At 63.9% G+C, this 13,811-nt stretch carries 15 protein-coding genes; 6 read left to right on the plus strand and 9 right to left on the minus strand.

The features are described 5' to 3' along the window. The 6 genes from VG320_RS03845 to VG320_RS03870 form a co-directional block, all read right to left on the minus strand. A partial coding sequence (locus VG320_RS03845) for a porin (protein ID WP_327198825.1) occupies nucleotides 1-978 on the minus strand: 978 nt, incomplete at its 3' end. 118 nt (nucleotides 979-1,096) lie between these two features. Next, nucleotides 1,097-1,480, minus strand: coding sequence for a nuclear transport factor 2 family protein (locus VG320_RS03850; protein ID WP_327198826.1), 384 nt, complete (start codon nucleotides 1,478-1,480; stop codon nucleotides 1,097-1,099). Between the two features lie 54 nt (nucleotides 1,481-1,534). Next, nucleotides 1,535-2,464 carry a 3-keto-5-aminohexanoate cleavage protein gene (locus tag VG320_RS03855; RefSeq protein ID WP_327198827.1) on the minus strand — a complete coding sequence of 310 codons (930 nt, stop codon included), beginning with the start codon at nucleotides 2,462-2,464 and terminating at the stop codon, nucleotides 1,535-1,537. Nucleotides 2,465-2,488: 24 nt separating this feature from the next. Further along, nucleotides 2,489-3,358, minus strand: coding sequence for a fumarylacetoacetate hydrolase family protein (locus tag VG320_RS03860; protein WP_327198828.1), 870 nt, complete (start codon nucleotides 3,356-3,358; stop codon nucleotides 2,489-2,491). A 66-nt stretch (nucleotides 3,359-3,424) separates the two neighbouring features. Further along, nucleotides 3,425-4,366: a VOC family protein gene (locus VG320_RS03865; protein WP_327198829.1), complete on the minus strand. Its 942-nt coding sequence runs from the start codon at nucleotides 4,364-4,366 to the stop codon at nucleotides 3,425-3,427. A gap of 19 nt (nucleotides 4,367-4,385) precedes the next feature. Then, nucleotides 4,386-5,963 carry a bifunctional 3-(3-hydroxy-phenyl)propionate/3-hydroxycinnamic acid hydroxylase gene (locus tag VG320_RS03870; protein WP_327198830.1) on the minus strand — a complete coding sequence of 526 codons (1,578 nt, stop codon included), beginning with the start codon at nucleotides 5,961-5,963 and terminating at the stop codon, nucleotides 4,386-4,388. Nucleotides 5,964-6,118: 155 nt separating this feature from the next. Here VG320_RS03870 and VG320_RS03875 point away from each other — a divergent pair, with 155 nt between their 5' ends. Next, entirely contained in the window at nucleotides 6,119-6,868 is a 750-nt protein-coding gene (locus tag VG320_RS03875) for a TetR/AcrR family transcriptional regulator (protein ID WP_327198831.1), read from the plus strand. Here the strand turns inward: VG320_RS03875 and VG320_RS03880 are convergent. Further along, complete coding sequence (locus VG320_RS03880; RefSeq protein WP_327198832.1) at nucleotides 6,865-7,377, minus strand: Fur family transcriptional regulator; 513 nt, start codon at nucleotides 7,375-7,377, stop codon at nucleotides 6,865-6,867. The two genes, VG320_RS03875 and VG320_RS03880, sit on opposite strands and share 4 nt — an antisense overlap. A gap of 275 nt (nucleotides 7,378-7,652) precedes the next feature. On the opposite strand from VG320_RS03880, the gene VG320_RS03885 reads away from it, so the two are divergent. From VG320_RS03885 to VG320_RS03900, 4 genes are all read left to right on the plus strand, one after another. Next, on the plus strand, nucleotides 7,653-8,264 hold the full coding sequence (locus tag VG320_RS03885) for a glutathione S-transferase (RefSeq protein ID WP_327198833.1): 612 nt from the start codon (nucleotides 7,653-7,655) through the stop codon (nucleotides 8,262-8,264). A gap of 36 nt (nucleotides 8,265-8,300) precedes the next feature. Beyond that, on the plus strand, nucleotides 8,301-10,418 hold the full coding sequence (locus VG320_RS03890; protein WP_327198834.1) for a pyridoxamine 5'-phosphate oxidase family protein: 2,118 nt from the start codon (nucleotides 8,301-8,303) through the stop codon (nucleotides 10,416-10,418). Between the two features lie 85 nt (nucleotides 10,419-10,503). Beyond that, nucleotides 10,504-11,406, plus strand: a complete 903-nt coding sequence (locus VG320_RS03895) for a LysR family transcriptional regulator (RefSeq protein ID WP_327198835.1) — start codon at nucleotides 10,504-10,506, stop codon at nucleotides 11,404-11,406. Between the two features lie 30 nt (nucleotides 11,407-11,436). Continuing rightward, nucleotides 11,437-12,438, plus strand: a complete 1,002-nt coding sequence (locus tag VG320_RS03900; protein WP_327198836.1) for a zinc-dependent alcohol dehydrogenase family protein — start codon at nucleotides 11,437-11,439, stop codon at nucleotides 12,436-12,438. A 3-nt stretch (nucleotides 12,439-12,441) separates the two neighbouring features. Here the strand turns inward: VG320_RS03900 and VG320_RS03905 are convergent, their stop codons facing one another. Both VG320_RS03905 and VG320_RS03910 read right to left on the minus strand, forming a co-directional pair. After that, a complete protein-coding gene (locus VG320_RS03905) occupies nucleotides 12,442-12,855 on the minus strand; it encodes a VOC family protein (RefSeq protein WP_327198837.1) in 414 nt (137 codons plus the stop codon). Between the two features lie 74 nt (nucleotides 12,856-12,929). Next, entirely contained in the window at nucleotides 12,930-13,322 is a 393-nt protein-coding gene (locus VG320_RS03910) for an AraC family transcriptional regulator (protein WP_327198838.1), read from the minus strand. Nucleotides 13,323-13,602: 280 nt separating this feature from the next. On the opposite strand from VG320_RS03910, the gene VG320_RS03915 reads away from it, so the two are divergent. Then, nucleotides 13,603-13,811 (plus strand): DeoR family transcriptional regulator (locus VG320_RS03915; protein WP_327198839.1); only part of this gene is annotated, 209 nt, incomplete at its 3' end.

The following is a 13,811-nucleotide window of genomic DNA, read 5'->3' on the forward strand; positions in this document are numbered from 1 at the left end:
GTACTGCAACGCCGCCGTTACCTGTTGCGCGCGATTGTGGTCAAGCTGCGCATTGCCCTTGATGTATTCATAGTTCGCCCCTAGACGCCAGAACGGATTGAACGAGTACAGCCCGCTGATCTGCCCGACCTGCGCGGTTGCGCCCGTCAACGTGTTTTTCGTGTACGTGTAAAGCGCACTCGCATACAGCGAGCCGAAGGTATTGCCCACACCTACGCCGAAATTGCGGATCCCGTCGTGGCCATCGTTCATCGACGCGTAGCGGGTTTCGTTATAGGCCGCGCCCGCGCCGAACGTGCCAAACACATAGTTCGCCCCGAAGCCCACCGTATTGTTGGCCGACAGGCTGCCCGCCGTATTACCGAAGCCATACAGCGCACCTACGCGCAAACCGTCGAACACCGCCGACGTCACCTTGACCGAATTCGACACGCGCGTCATGCCCGCAGTCTCGTCGAAGTCGAGCGAGCCGGTTGGGTTCCCCGGAATTGCCAGCGCTGAAAATGGCCCCTGCCGCATGTTGAACAAACCACCGTAAAGGAACGCGCCGTCAAGACGGGCCGGCGGAAAGAACAGAAAATCAAACAGCAGGTTGTACTGCTGGCCGAACGTGATCTTGCCGATTCCGTCCTTTTCAATGCCAAGGTAAGCGCCGCGATTGAAGTCCGCGTTTGGACCGGGAATGCCCGCGCCCGAATCGACATAAAACTGCGATTGCAGATCGAAGACCGCTTTATACCCGCCGCCAAGATCCTCCACGCCATGGAGGCCCCACAGGCTCGGCGTGTACGCGGAATCCTGAGCGAGAACGGCGGAGTGGCCGTTTTCATTCGACGCATAGCTGACGCCCACATCGAGAATGCCATACAAGGTGACGCTGCTTTGCGCGTGCGCGGCGGGAATCATCAAGGCCGTCGCGGCAGCGCCGATCAGCGTCACGATGCGCCGCTCGCGCCGCGTCTTTTTCGTCTCTTCCATTATCTCTCCAACCGTAATCGTTCGTTATGCGTCTCTTTGGACCTGAATCGAACTGCTGTTTTATTTGATATGTAATCCTATATTTATTGCTTGAATCGATACAACGACGCCGGAGTTCTTACGCCGCGAAACTCTGCATCGCCACCACGCGCCAGCCGTCGGCCGATCGTATCCACACGGCTTCGTAGCGGCTCGCGATGTCAAGCACAGCAGGCTTCGCGCCGGCGATGCGAACCGTCGCGGTCATCGCCCCGCTCAACAACGCAAAACGCTCGCGCACCACGATGTCGATTACATCGAGCGTCACCGTCTCGTAGCGCATGGCGCCGCTTGCAAGTTTCTCCAGATAGCTCGCGCGACTGTCGCGGCCGCCCGTCGAATGGATATAGAGCAGCCCTTCGTCAAAGAGCGCTTCCAGCGCCTGCGTGTCCGCCGCCAGCATCGCCATGCGCCGCTGCTGCTCAAGCGCACGAATGAGCGACGCGCTTTCCTGATCCGTCATCGTGATGTCCCTGTCATGGCGTGCTGCGCGAGGCACGCGCAGCACGACGCCGTCTTAAAGCCGCGTTTTGTCGCGTCCCTTGAGTCCCAGCATCTGGCGCGCTTCGTCAGGCGTGGCGATTTCGAGGCCCAGACGCGTAAGCACGTCGCGAATCATCTCGACCTGCTCTGCGTTCGAAGTCGCGAGCTTGCCCGGCCCGATCGACAGCGAATCCTCCAGCCCTACGCGCACGTTGCCGCCCATCAGCGCCGCTTGGGTAATCAGCGGCATCTGGTTGCGGCCCGCGCCCAGCACCGACCATTGATACGTATCGCCGAAGAGCTTGTCGGCAATGCGCTTCATATGGACGAGGTTTTCCGGATCCGCGCCGATGCCGCCCAGAATCCCCAGCACGAACTGCAGGAAGATCGGCCCTTTCACCAGTCCGCGATCGACGAAGTGCTTGAGGTTGTACAGATGCCCCACGTCGTAGCACTCGAATTCGAAACGCGTGCCGTGCGCCTGCCCCAGACGCGTGAACACTTCCTCGATATCGGCGAAGGTATTGCGAAAAATCGCACGGCGCGTGCCCTCGATATATTCGCGCTCCCACTCGTGCTTGAAGGTCTTGAGCTTGTCGAGGATAGGGAACACCGCGAAATTCAGCGACCCCATATTGCAGGAGGCCATTTCCGCCGATACGTCGATGGCCGCGGCCAGGCGCTCGTCCAGCGTCATGCTGACCGCGCCACCCGTGGTGATATTGACGACCGCATCGGTGGCCGCGTGAATGCGCGGCAGGAAGCGCCGATAGGCAGCCGGATCGAATGCGGGGCGACCGTCCTCGGGATTGCGTGCGTGCAGATGCAGGATCGCCGCACCCGCCTTCGCTGCGGCGATGGCCTGTTCTGCGATTTCGTCGGGCGTGACGGGCAGATACGGCGACATACTCGGCGTATGAATCGAGCCGGTAATCGCGCAGGTGATGATGACTTTACGTGCCATGTCTATTCTCCGCGTGAGCGTTTTTTAAACCGGTTCGGCCACGACGACGTTTTCGATGTGGCCCACGCCGTCGATTTCCACGCGCAGCACGTCGCCAACGCTCAGGAAGCGCGGCGGTTTCTGCGCCGCGCCCACGCCCGATGGCGTGCCGGTCGCCAGCACGTCGCCGGGTTCGAGCGTCATCACGGTCGAAAGATAGGCAATCTGCTGCCACACATTGAAGATCATCTCGCCGGTGCGCACTTCCTGACGGCATTCGCCGTTCACGAGCATGCGCATCTGCAACGCGTGCGGATCGGCGATTTCATCGGGCGTGACGATCCACGGACCAAACGGTCCATGCGTATTGAAGGACTTGCCGAGCATCATGGTCGGCGAGCGCATCTGCCAGTCGCGCACCGAGACGTCATTGCACACCACATAACCCGCGATCACCGATGCTGCTTCGTCCTCCGAAACATGACGGCATCGGCGGCCAATCACGACACCCAGTTCCGCCTCGTAGTCGAGTTTGTCGGAGACCTTCGGCATATGCACGGGATCGAACGGCCCGTTCACGCACGAGACCTGTTTGTTGAACCACACCTGGCTGTCCGGCACCTGAATGCCTGCCGCGCGCGCTTCTTCGACATGGCGGCGATAGTTCATGCCGATGGCGAGAAACTTCGACGGATTGGGCACCGGCGCATCGAGCCGCACATCGGCGAGCGGCCATGTCACGGCCTGTTCGATACGCACGTCACGCGCGCGCTGCATCAGCGCGGGGCCGCCCTGAAGCAGTTCGAGCATCGTGCGCGGCAGCGCGGGATCGCTCGCCGGCAGATTGATCACCTGCTGGCCTTCGACCTTGCCGATGGAGGCATAGCCACGGCACTGGAAAGTAACGAGTTTCATATCGGTCCTTCTGAATCGTGTTTCGTGTTGAGTGAATCGCGAATGAACGCGTGGGGCTTTTGCCGCTTATGCGCCCTGTTCGGAATTGGCGACAAACACCGCCGGCAGGTCCGGGCCCCAGAGATACATGCCATCCTCGGGCGCGTGGTCTTCGGCCACCCAGTCCGCCGAGGCCGGAATGAAGTCCATCGTCGCGCTGTATTCCGAGAAACTGCCCCACGGGTCCTGCACGTAATAAAAGTAGTTCGAACCCAGCACGTGACGCCCCACGCCCCAGCCGTCGCGATAACCCGCCGAGGCCATCTGCATGTAGCCGAGCCCTACGTCCTCGACGGTCGGCACGTCCCAGCTCAGGTGATGCAGCGCGGGCCCCGAACTCATCGCGAAGGCGAACAGATGGTGATCGCCGCCGTGCGGCGCATGCAGGAAGGCCACGCCATCGCCCGAACGATCCGAAAGACGCAGGCCCAGGACGCGCTCGCAGAATTCAATCTGCGCAGGCACGCTGGACGTAGCAAACGCGATGTGCGAAAGGCGTGCGGGCTGCACTTTCGCCGTATGACGTCGATAGGGCGCGCAGCGCACACCGTTTTCGGGCAAGGCGGGTTGATGATGATTCGCCTCGTCGAGCGTCGTTTTCACGCCTGCGCGGATCTGTAGCGCGATACCGTCAGGATTCCTGATCCAGAAACCGGCAGTGTCGGCTCCCGGTGGTGGCGCGATGAATTCCGCACCGGCATCCTTCGCACGCGCTTTCAAGCTTTCCAGTTCGTCCTCGAAGCAATGCAACGTGACCGAGTCGAACTTTTTGCGCGCGCCTTCACGCAAGCGTCCCCACACATGTGACGAGCCGAAGGTGCGGATCAGCAGGCCGCCCGCTGCGTCGGGCTGCACATCCAGGCCAAAGGCCGAATAAAAGCGTTGCGCATCGTCGAGCGACGGCACTGTCATGCCGAATTCGCCGATGGAATGAATGCCGAGGCGGTCGTGCCGGCGGGCGTTGGTCATTTGCATCTCCTGTTTGTGGTTAGGCTCGAACGGCTGGCTGCAACGCTTCACGCCACGCATCGACGAGCGCATCGAGCGCCTGCACGTCGCGCGCCGCGCCAAAGCTGTAGAAATCTGGCCGCGCGAGCACCGCCACCGCTGCGTGCTTCGCGAGGTAATCGGCGTAGATGCCCTGCACGTCGACAAAACCTCCCGCGCCGAAGTGCGTGACGATGACTCCCTGCTCCTCCAGCGCCAGTCGGTTAGCATGACTAAGCGTGTCGAGCACGGCTTGATCGCGGGCCACCAATGCGAAGTGCACGCCGAACACATCGTCGAACAGACCGCGCCGCCCATTGAATTCGACGATGCCTTGCGGCGTCAGCAAGCCACTGCCCGATGCGTCAGCGTCGTAGAAACCGGCGCCCAGGCGCGGCTGCGGCGCTTGCGGCGCGGCAAATCCTGGCGTTGCCTGCGCAGCCAGCATGTCGCGGTCACGCGCGGCGGCAGCTTGTGGATCGGTGATGCAGATCACCTTGCCCAGCTCGATCGAAAAATCGATGATCTCGCGCACATGGTTGCAGCGCTCCGGACCATAACTGTCGAGCAGCGCGTCGCCCGCACGGCCGCGCAGGATCGCGTCGAGCCGCCAGCCCAGCGCGGCCGCATCGCGCAAACCGCTACACATGCCCTGCCCCGCGAACGGCGGCATCAAATGCGCGGCGTCGCCCGCTAGCAGCACGCGGCCCGCGCGCCAGTCCTTCGCCCAGCGCCCGCGGAATGTATAAACCGCGTGGCGCTCCAGTTCCGCGTTGTCGGGCGTGACATCCCAGCGCGCCAGCAGGTCCCATGCCACTGCATCCTGATTCATCTGCTGTGCGGTTTCGCCGGGCAACAGCATGAACTCCCAGCGGCGACGGCCCGGGCCGCCCGGCACGATGGTGGTCGGTCGCGCGGGATCGCAAAGTTGCCAGGTCTTGGGCACCCACTCGCGCGGCGTGCGCGGTTTCACATCGACCACGAGCCAGTCGAACGCGAAACCCAGATCCTCGAACTCGATGCCTAGCGCCTGGCGCACCATCGAATTCGCGCCATCGGCGCCCACCAGATAGCGCGCGCGGATCGTTTCGCGCTCGCCGCCGGGTAACCACTTGCCTTCCGCGAGGCGGCCCGTTTCGATCTCCAGACGCACGCCGTCGGTTTCCTCCTGCAGCGCCGTGGCCGACCAGCCCTGGCGCACCGTCACGTTGGGCAACTGCTTGACGTGGCGGTCGAGCACACGCTCCAGTTCCGGCTGCGCGAACATCGTCGAGACCGGCCAGCCGCACGGGCCATTGCCGCCCCAGTTGAAATCCATCAGCAGATCGTGATTGGCGTTGCGCCACTGATAGCGGTCCGTGATCTCGGCGATGCTGTTGATATCATGGATGACCCCGCAGGCCTGAAAGAGCCGGGCGATTTCGTGGTCGAAATGGACCGCGCGCGGCAGCGGGTAAAGATTGGGCCAACGCTCGACCACGGCCACGCTATGTCCCGCGCGAGCGAGCATCAGCGCGAGCAACTGGCCGGTCGGGCCGTAGCCGACGATTGCGACGTCGACGCTCAGGTCTGCCTCCATGTGTTCTCCGTATTGAGCCTTTTTTTGAGCCTTTTCGAGCCTCGTTTCAGGCCCGTCTCAAGCTCACTTTTAAAAATGACATTTCTGTACAATTCGGACTGTATTGTCAACTTGATAGGATCATCAATTCAATGGGGGAAACCCGAGGTGCAGCCGTGAAGGCCACGCGAGCGAAATCTGGCAAGGCGGCCAGCCCGGCACCCGTCGCGGATGCAGCGGATCAAGTGGACAAGGAAGATCACCGCGTCCGCACGGGCGCGGTGCGGCGCGAGGCCACGCGCCGCAAGATGCTGAGCGCGGCGGTCGGCGTGTTCGCGCTGAAAGGACCGGACGCGGCCTCGATCGACGATTTCATCGCCGCGGCGGGCGTCGCGCGCGGCACGTTCTACAACTACTTCAAGACGACGACTGAGCTGCTGGACGCGGTGACGTCGGAGTTGAGCGACGAGGTGATCGCGGGTATCGAGGTGTGCGTGGCCACGATCGACAATCCGGTCGAGCGGATCTGGATCGGCTGCCAGACCTATGTGCGGGTGGCGTTGACGCATCCCGAGTGGGGCGCGTTCATTACGCGTACGGGCATACGCGGGAACGCGAGCGGGCGCTTGACGGATATTTATCTGCCGCGCGATCTGGAGGCCGCGCGCGAGCGTGGCATCGCGCATTTCGATAACACGCGCGCAGCCAAGGATCTGGTGATCGGCGCGATTTACCAGAGTATCGAGACGGTGTTGTCCGGAGCCGCGCCGGCCGAGCATCCGCGCGCGGTGATGAGGCTTGCGCTGGGCGCGCTGGGCGTGAAACCCGCGCTGCTCGCCACGCTCGAAGGCCGGGCGTTGCCTGAGCTGGAGCTGCCCGACGGCTTGAAGTCGCTGGAGGCGGCTTCGGTCAAGGGACGCGGTTAATTCGCCGGGTTGTTCGCTGCTTTCGCGCTGGCCAGCGGACTACGCGCCGCACACGCCGCGCATTGATAGTAGATCGTGAGCGGCTGCGGCAGGCTGCCCAGCGCCGCGTCGTTCTGCAAGCCAAGACGAATGCGCTCGAGCACGCCTTCGTCTGCGATTGCGTGGCGCCGCTCGCAGTCGCGGCACACGAGCTGGTGGACCGTCGGACCGCTGGGCTTTTGCAGCGACACGTAAGCGGCGCGCGCGCCAGTCAGGCCCGCGACCCACTGGCGGCTCACCACGCCAGCCTTCTCGAACTCCACGAGCGTGCGATAGATCGTGGCCTTACTCATCGTCTGGCGCTTCAGGATGATGTGGCGAAACAGCGTTTCGCCATTGACGGGGCGATCGAACTCGCTGAGCAGCGCGAGCACATGCAGGCGCGCTTTCGTCACGTTGAGGCCTTTTGCGCGCAGAAAAGCGCACACGGCGGAATCAGCCGCATCGGCCGCGTCGTCGGAATCGTTCAATTCGTCTGTCTCCATGGAGCGCGCCCTGCCACCGGCCACCACGGCCGCAATAGCGTCGCGGCGCATCTCCTCTGTGTCGCCCCTCTCAAGGCGGATAGATTGTAAATGCAAATCACTATCATTACCAAACAACTATGCCGCTCGCATCGCCATCATTCGCGCTAGCGCAATAGTGAAATCGCGCAGCGGCCGATTCTGTTCCTCCGCGCGCTTGCCTAGACTGGCCTTCATCACGGTCGATGCCGTGCTTTCAACCCAGTCCAGGAAACCGCCTCATGAAGCTGCACTACGTACCGCTGTCGGGCCACTCGCACCGCGCACAACTGTTTCTGGCGCTGCTTGGCGTCGAGCACGAACTCGTGCCCGTCGATCTTGCCGCCGGTGAGCACAAGACGCCCGCGTTTCTTGAGATGAATCGCTTCGGCCAGGTGCCGGTGCTCGAAGACGGCGAGCTCGTGATCGCCGATTCGAACGCGATCCTCGTCTATCTCGCAAAGAAGTACGAACGCACCGACTGGCTGCCCGAAACGCCCGCTGGCGCGGCGCAGGTCCAGCGCTGGCTCTCCGTCGCGGCAGGTCAGATCGCTTATGGCGCGTGCGCGGCCCGCCTCAATACGCTCTTCAACGCTGCGTTCAATACCGATGAAGTGATCGCCCGCGCCCACGCGAGTCTCGCCGTTATCGACGCCGAACTCGCACAGCGCGAATGGATCGCGGCCAGCCATCCGACCATCGCCGATATCGCCCTCTACAGCTATATCGCGAATGCGCCTGAAGGCAACGTCGATATCGGCGGCTATCGCCACGTCGGCGCGTGGCTCAAGCGCGTCGAAGCCCTGCCGCGTTTCGTGCCGTTCCCGCAAAGCCGCGTGGGCCTGCGCGCCTGATATCGGCCCCGCCCGCCTGACCCGAGACCTCCGATCATGGACACCGCAACCACTTCTGCTGCCAGCACGACCGCCGTTACCGCACCTTCGCCGTGGCACGCCGGGGAACTGGCGATGCAGCGCGCAGCGGGTGTCGAGCAGCGCATGGACGCGGTCGGGCGGCGTAATCTGCGCGATCATCTGATCGAGCAGCATCGGCAGTTCTATCCGCAGTTGCCTTTCGTAGTGCTGGGCGCCGTCGATCCCGCAGGCGATGTGTGGGCGACGGTGCGCGCGCACCGCCCCGGCTTTCTGCACGCACCCGACGCGAAGCGTCTGCACGTCGCGCTCGATCACGATCCCGACGATCCCGCCGATGCAGGCATGCACGACGGCGCAGCGCTCGCCCTGCTCGGCATCGAGTTGCCCACGCGCCGCCGCAACCGCCTCAACGGTACGGTGCAACGCGCGGCGCAAAGCAGCCCCGCGGGTTTTGACCTGCTGGTCGAACACAGCTACGGCAACTGCCCGCAATACATCTTCCAGCGCGACGCGAAGTTCGTGCGCGACCCCGATCAGCGCAGCGATATCGCGCCGGTCGTGAGTGACCATCTCGACGAACACGCGCGCGCCATCGTTGGACGCGCCGATTCGTTTTTCGTCGCCACCTATGTCGATCGCGAGGACGGTCATCGCCAGGTGGACGTTTCCCATCGCGGCGGCAAGGCCGGCTTCGTGCGTGTGGATGAACACGGCGTCTTTACGGTGCCGGATTTCGCAGGCAATCTGTTCTTCAACACGCTCGGCAATATTCTGGTGAATCCGCGCGCGGGGCTCGTGTTCGTCGATTACGCCACGGGCGATCTGCTGCAATTGACGGGCCGTGCCGAAGTGTTGCTCGACTCACCGGAAATCGCCGCGTTTCAGGGCGCGGAGCGTCTGTGGCGCTTCACGCCCACGCGCGTGATCTATCGCGCGGCCGCGCTGCCGCTGCGCTGGAGTTCGCGCGCCAACGGCGCGTCGCCCAACGCTGCGTTGACGGGCGACTGGCCGGAAGCGGCCGAGCGCATGAAAGCGCAGGCGCTCGCCAACGCGTGGCGGCCATTCACAGTGGCGCGTATAGCCGACGAAAGCCGCACGATCCGCTCGTTCTATCTGCAGCCGGCCGACGACGCCGGACTCGTGCGCCACGAAGCAGGCCAGCATCTGCCGATCCGCGTGACGCTGCCTGGCGACGCGAAGCCCACGCTGCGCACGTATACGCTTTCGGTCGCGCCCTCGGACGGCCAATACCGCATCAGCGTGAAGCGCGAAGGCCGCGTATCGAGCTATCTGCGCGACACGCTGAAGGTGGGCGATCGTATCGAGGCGCGCGCGCCTGCCGGTGAATTCACGATCGATGCGCGCGCAACGAGGCCCGCCGTTCTGCTCGCGGCAGGCGTGGGCGTCACGCCGATGCTCGCGATGCTGCGCCATCTGGTCTATGAAGGGCTGCGCACGCGCCGAATCCGCCCCACCTGGTTTATCTACGCGGCCCGCACGAAAGCCGAGCGCGCCTTCGACGAGGAGCTTCAGGCGCTCGTACGCGCGGCCGGTGGCGCGGTCACGCTCGTCAACGTGCTCAGCGATTCGGCAGATGCGATATCGGGCCGCGATTATCAGGCGCTGGGCCGCATCGACATGGCCATGCTCAGCGAAGTGCTGCCGTTCAACGACTACGACTTTTATCTGTGCGGCCCGGGCGGCTTCATGCAGTCGCTCTACGACGGCCTGCGCGGCCTGAATATCGCCGACGCGCGCATTCATGCGGAAGCATTCGGCCCCGCTGCGCTCAAGCGACAACCCGATCCCGGCGTGCAACCGGCCACGCCGCCGCGCGCGGCGGCGATCACCGAGGTGCCGGTGCGCTTCGCGCGCGCCGCGAAAGACGCGCAATGGACACCGCAAACAGGCGGCACGTTGCTCGACCTCGCGGAAGCGAATGGACTCGCACCGGAATTCAGTTGCCGCGGCGGCAGTTGCGGAACTTGCCGCACGCGCATTCTGGAAGGCGCGGTCGCCTACCCCGATCAGCCGCCCTCCGCCGCCATCGGCGAACATGAGGCGCTGATCTGCTGCGCGGTGCCGGCAGCGAGCGACGATGGCGCAGCCGCGCCGCTGGTTCTCGATCTGTAAGGGCATGGTCCGCGCGACGATGACACCCCACTGTATACTGCGGGCACCTGTCACCCTCGTTCCGCCCTCGCGCGGACCCCGCGCCATGGACCGTCTGCAGGCGATGACCGCTTTCCTCTCAGTGGTGGATAACGGCGGTTTTGCCGCCGCCGCGCGCAAGCTCAAGGTCTCGCCGTCCGTGGTCACACGCATCGTGAGCGAGCTGGAAGATACGCTCGGCGTGCGTCTGCTCACACGCACCACCCGCATCGTGCGCGTGACCGAAGCGGGCGCAGGCTATGCCGAAAGCTGCCGGCGCATTCTCAGCGATATCGAGCAGGCCGATCACGCTGTCGCCGGCAGCCTTGAAGTACCACGAGGACTCCTGAGCATTACGGCGTCCGTGCTGTTCGGGCGCATCTTCGTCATGCCCGTGGTGCTCGAATATCTGCGTACCTATGACGAAGCGGACGTGCGCTGCTGGTTTCTCGACCGCCTGGTCAATCTGATCGATGAAGGCATCGACGTGGGCGTGCGTATCGGCGAACTGGCGGATTCGTCGATGCAGGCCGTGCGCGTGGGCAGCGTGCGGCGCGTGGTAGTCGCGTCTCCGGACTATCTGGAGACGCATGGCGTGCCGCCGCGCCCCGATCAACTCGATGGGCATGTGCTGATAACCGTAAGCGGTGCGTCGTCGCTGCCTGAATGGCGCTTCGGCGCCAACGCACCGCGCATGACGGCACAAAAGCGCGCGCGCCTGTCCACCACGACCAACGATTCCGCCATTAGCGCCGCTGTCGACGGCTTTGGGCTCACCCAGGCGCTTTCGTATCAGGTTGCGCGCCAGGTCGAAGCGGGCCAGTTGCAGATCGTGATGGCCGACTACGAGCCGCAGCCGCTGCCGATTCATGTGCTGCACCGCGAAGGCCGTCACGCCACGCGCAAGGTGCGCGCGTTTCTCGATCTGGCGATCGAGCGGCTGCGCGCCAACGCTTCGTTAAACCCGTAGTCATCTCGCACCGCACCACCCGGAGAGACCATGTCGTCCGACACCATGAAAGCCGCGCTGCTCGCCGCGCCCAATGCGCCGTTCACGCTCACCGACGTGCCGCGCCCCCGCGCCGGTGCAGGCGAAGTGCTCGTGCGCATCCACGCGAGCGCGGTGAATCCGCTCGACACCAAGATCCGGCGCGGTGCCGCCGGGCATGCGCAACATCCGTTGCCGGCGATACTCGGCATCGACACCGCAGGCGAGGTCGTGGAGGCAGGCGATGGCGTCAGCGCATTCAAGCCCGGCGACAAGGTGTATGGCATGACGGGCGGCGTGGGCGGCGTGCAAGGTTCGCTGGCTGAATACGCCGCCGTCGACGCGCGCCTGCTGGCGCCCGCCCCCTCGACCCTGAGCCTGCGCGAAGCGGCCACGTTGCCGCTCGCGTTCATCACCGCATGGGAAGGGCTGGTCGATCGCGCGCGCGTGCAGCCCGGTCAGACCGTGCTCGTACTGGGCGGCACGGGCGCGGTGGGTCAGGCGGCGATTCAACTCGCGAAGGCGCTGGGCGCGAAGGTATTTGCCACTGCTGGGGCATCGCGCCAGGCGATGGTCGAACGATTCGGCATCCAAAGCATCGATAGCACGGCGGCGTCCGACATGAAGGCAATCGTCGCGCACTACGCCGACGGACGCGGCTTCGACGTGGTCTACGACACGGCAGGCGGCGAAAGCCTGGACCGCGCCTTTCATGCCGTGGCGCGCTTCGGTCATGTGGTCAGCGCGCTCGGCTGGGGCACGCATGCGCTCGCACCGCTCTCGTTTCGCGCCGCCAGTTACTCGGGCGTGTTCACGTTGCTGCCGCTGCTCAGCGGCGAAGGCCGCGCGGCGCACGGTGAGATCCTGCGCGAGATCGGCAAACTCGCGGAACAGGGCAAGATCGACGTCACGCTCGACGCACGGCGCTTCACGCTGGCGAATGTCGACGATGCGCACGCGCTGGTGGAAACGCAGCAGGCGCAAGGCAAGGTCGTCGTCGATATTGCCGTTTAGCGCTCACGCCGCTGGCGTGATATCGAATTCGATACGGATACCGCCCGGCTCGTACACCATCATGTGCCGTTTCGGGCCGTTGCCCAGCAACTCCGGCCCGAACTCCACGCGCGCGCCGGGCCAGTTCGAGACGCGCTCGAACAGCGTTTCGAACGCCGCCTCGCTGGCCGCGCGCAACGCCAGGTGATGAAGCCCGATATTGGCCTTGCGGTCGAAGTCGATACCGTGGTCCGCATCGGTGCGCTGCCAGAGCGTCACGAGCACATGGCCGTCCGACACGAAAATCGCTGGATATTCGGGCCGCTCGCCCACTTTCCTCCAACCCAGGCAATCGATGAAAAACGCGCTCGTGGCCGCGAGATCCTTTGCGGTCAAGCCGACGTGATCGATGCCTGCGGTCAGCGTTTGCGTGCTCATAAACGGGCTCCTTGAGTGGAATGCAGATTGATCGGAGGAAACAGGCGGTACTTCGCGGCGTACTTCGAATCGCTTCACATTGCGGTTCGAGAAGCATAACCGGTGCTTGCGCTGCCCGCCCGCCAGCTTGCCGGCGGCACACCCACGAGACGTTTGAATACGCGCGTGAAATGCGCCTGATCCGCAAAGCCGTATTTCAACGCGATCTGCGCCGAAGTCAACTCGGCGGCCGTGAGATCGTGCATTGCCGCGCGCACGCGTTCGAACAAGCGCCATTGATGCGGCGTGTGGCCCGTCGCGCGTTTGAATGCGCGTATGAAGTGAGCCCGCGACAACTGCACCCGCGCGGCGAGTTCTTCGATGCGCACGCTCTGCGAAAGATCGAGGCGCATATGCGCCATGGCGAGCGCTAGCGACGGCGGGCAAACCTCCCGCTCATCGATATCGTCGGCAATCTGTGACTCCATGGCGGCGGCCTTGTTATATTCGCGTGCCGCGCAGTGTGCCCGCTTCAGGGCCAGATAAACACCACTCCACCGTCCAGGGTGTCTTGACCGCGAGTCAAGAATGACTGTCGCCCAAATATTTCGCCATCCTTAATCAATTCGTCACACAAACCTTCAGTGGCGCGCGCGCATGTGCGCTATTTCACAAACGAGGCTAAACCGCCGTCCTCGACTTGTTATAATCCTTTCATTCTCTAGCCTTGAACGCGCCCTGCGCCGCATCCAGTCCCTCAGGACTTCCATGCTGAAATCTGAACGTCTTTGCGCACTCGCCGATGCCATCGCTCAACACAAGGTCGTGCATCTGCGCGATGCGGCCTCGCTGCTGGGCGTGTCGGAAATGACGGTACGCCGCGACATCGCCACCAGTCCCGATCAGTTCACCTATCTGCGCGGCTATATCGTCAGCGCAACCGACGTGCAGAACGGCGCGGGCTATTCGCTCGAACA

The organism is Paraburkholderia sp. (assembly GCF_035948235.1).
Classification (GTDB): Bacteria; Pseudomonadota; Gammaproteobacteria; order Burkholderiales; family Burkholderiaceae; genus Paraburkholderia.

Excerpts from the sequence above, each read along its gene's own strand:
- VG320_RS03850 (WP_327198826.1), bottom strand. The coding sequence starts at position 1,480 with ATGACGGATCAGGAAAGCGCGTCGCTCATTCGTGCGCTTGAGCAGCAG.
- VG320_RS03855 (WP_327198827.1), bottom strand. The coding sequence starts at position 2,464 with ATGGCACGTAAAGTCATCATCACCTGCGCGATTACCGGCTCGATTCAT.
- VG320_RS03860 (WP_327198828.1), bottom strand. The coding sequence starts at position 3,358 with ATGAAACTCGTTACTTTCCAGTGCCGTGGCTATGCCTCCATCGGCAAG.
- VG320_RS03865 (WP_327198829.1), bottom strand. The coding sequence starts at position 4,366 with ATGACCAACGCCCGCCGGCACGACCGCCTCGGCATTCATTCCATCGGC.
- VG320_RS03870 (WP_327198830.1), bottom strand. The coding sequence starts at position 5,963 with ATGGAGGCAGACCTGAGCGTCGACGTCGCAATCGTCGGCTACGGCCCG.
- VG320_RS03885 (WP_327198833.1), top strand. The coding sequence starts at position 7,653 with ATGAAGCTGCACTACGTACCGCTGTCGGGCCACTCGCACCGCGCACAA.
- VG320_RS03890 (WP_327198834.1), top strand. The coding sequence starts at position 8,301 with ATGGACACCGCAACCACTTCTGCTGCCAGCACGACCGCCGTTACCGCA.
- VG320_RS03895 (WP_327198835.1), top strand. The coding sequence starts at position 10,504 with ATGGACCGTCTGCAGGCGATGACCGCTTTCCTCTCAGTGGTGGATAAC.
- VG320_RS03900 (WP_327198836.1), top strand. The coding sequence starts at position 11,437 with ATGTCGTCCGACACCATGAAAGCCGCGCTGCTCGCCGCGCCCAATGCG.
- VG320_RS03905 (WP_327198837.1), bottom strand. The coding sequence starts at position 12,855 with ATGAGCACGCAAACGCTGACCGCAGGCATCGATCACGTCGGCTTGACC.
- VG320_RS03910 (WP_327198838.1), bottom strand. The coding sequence starts at position 13,322 with ATGGAGTCACAGATTGCCGACGATATCGATGAGCGGGAGGTTTGCCCG.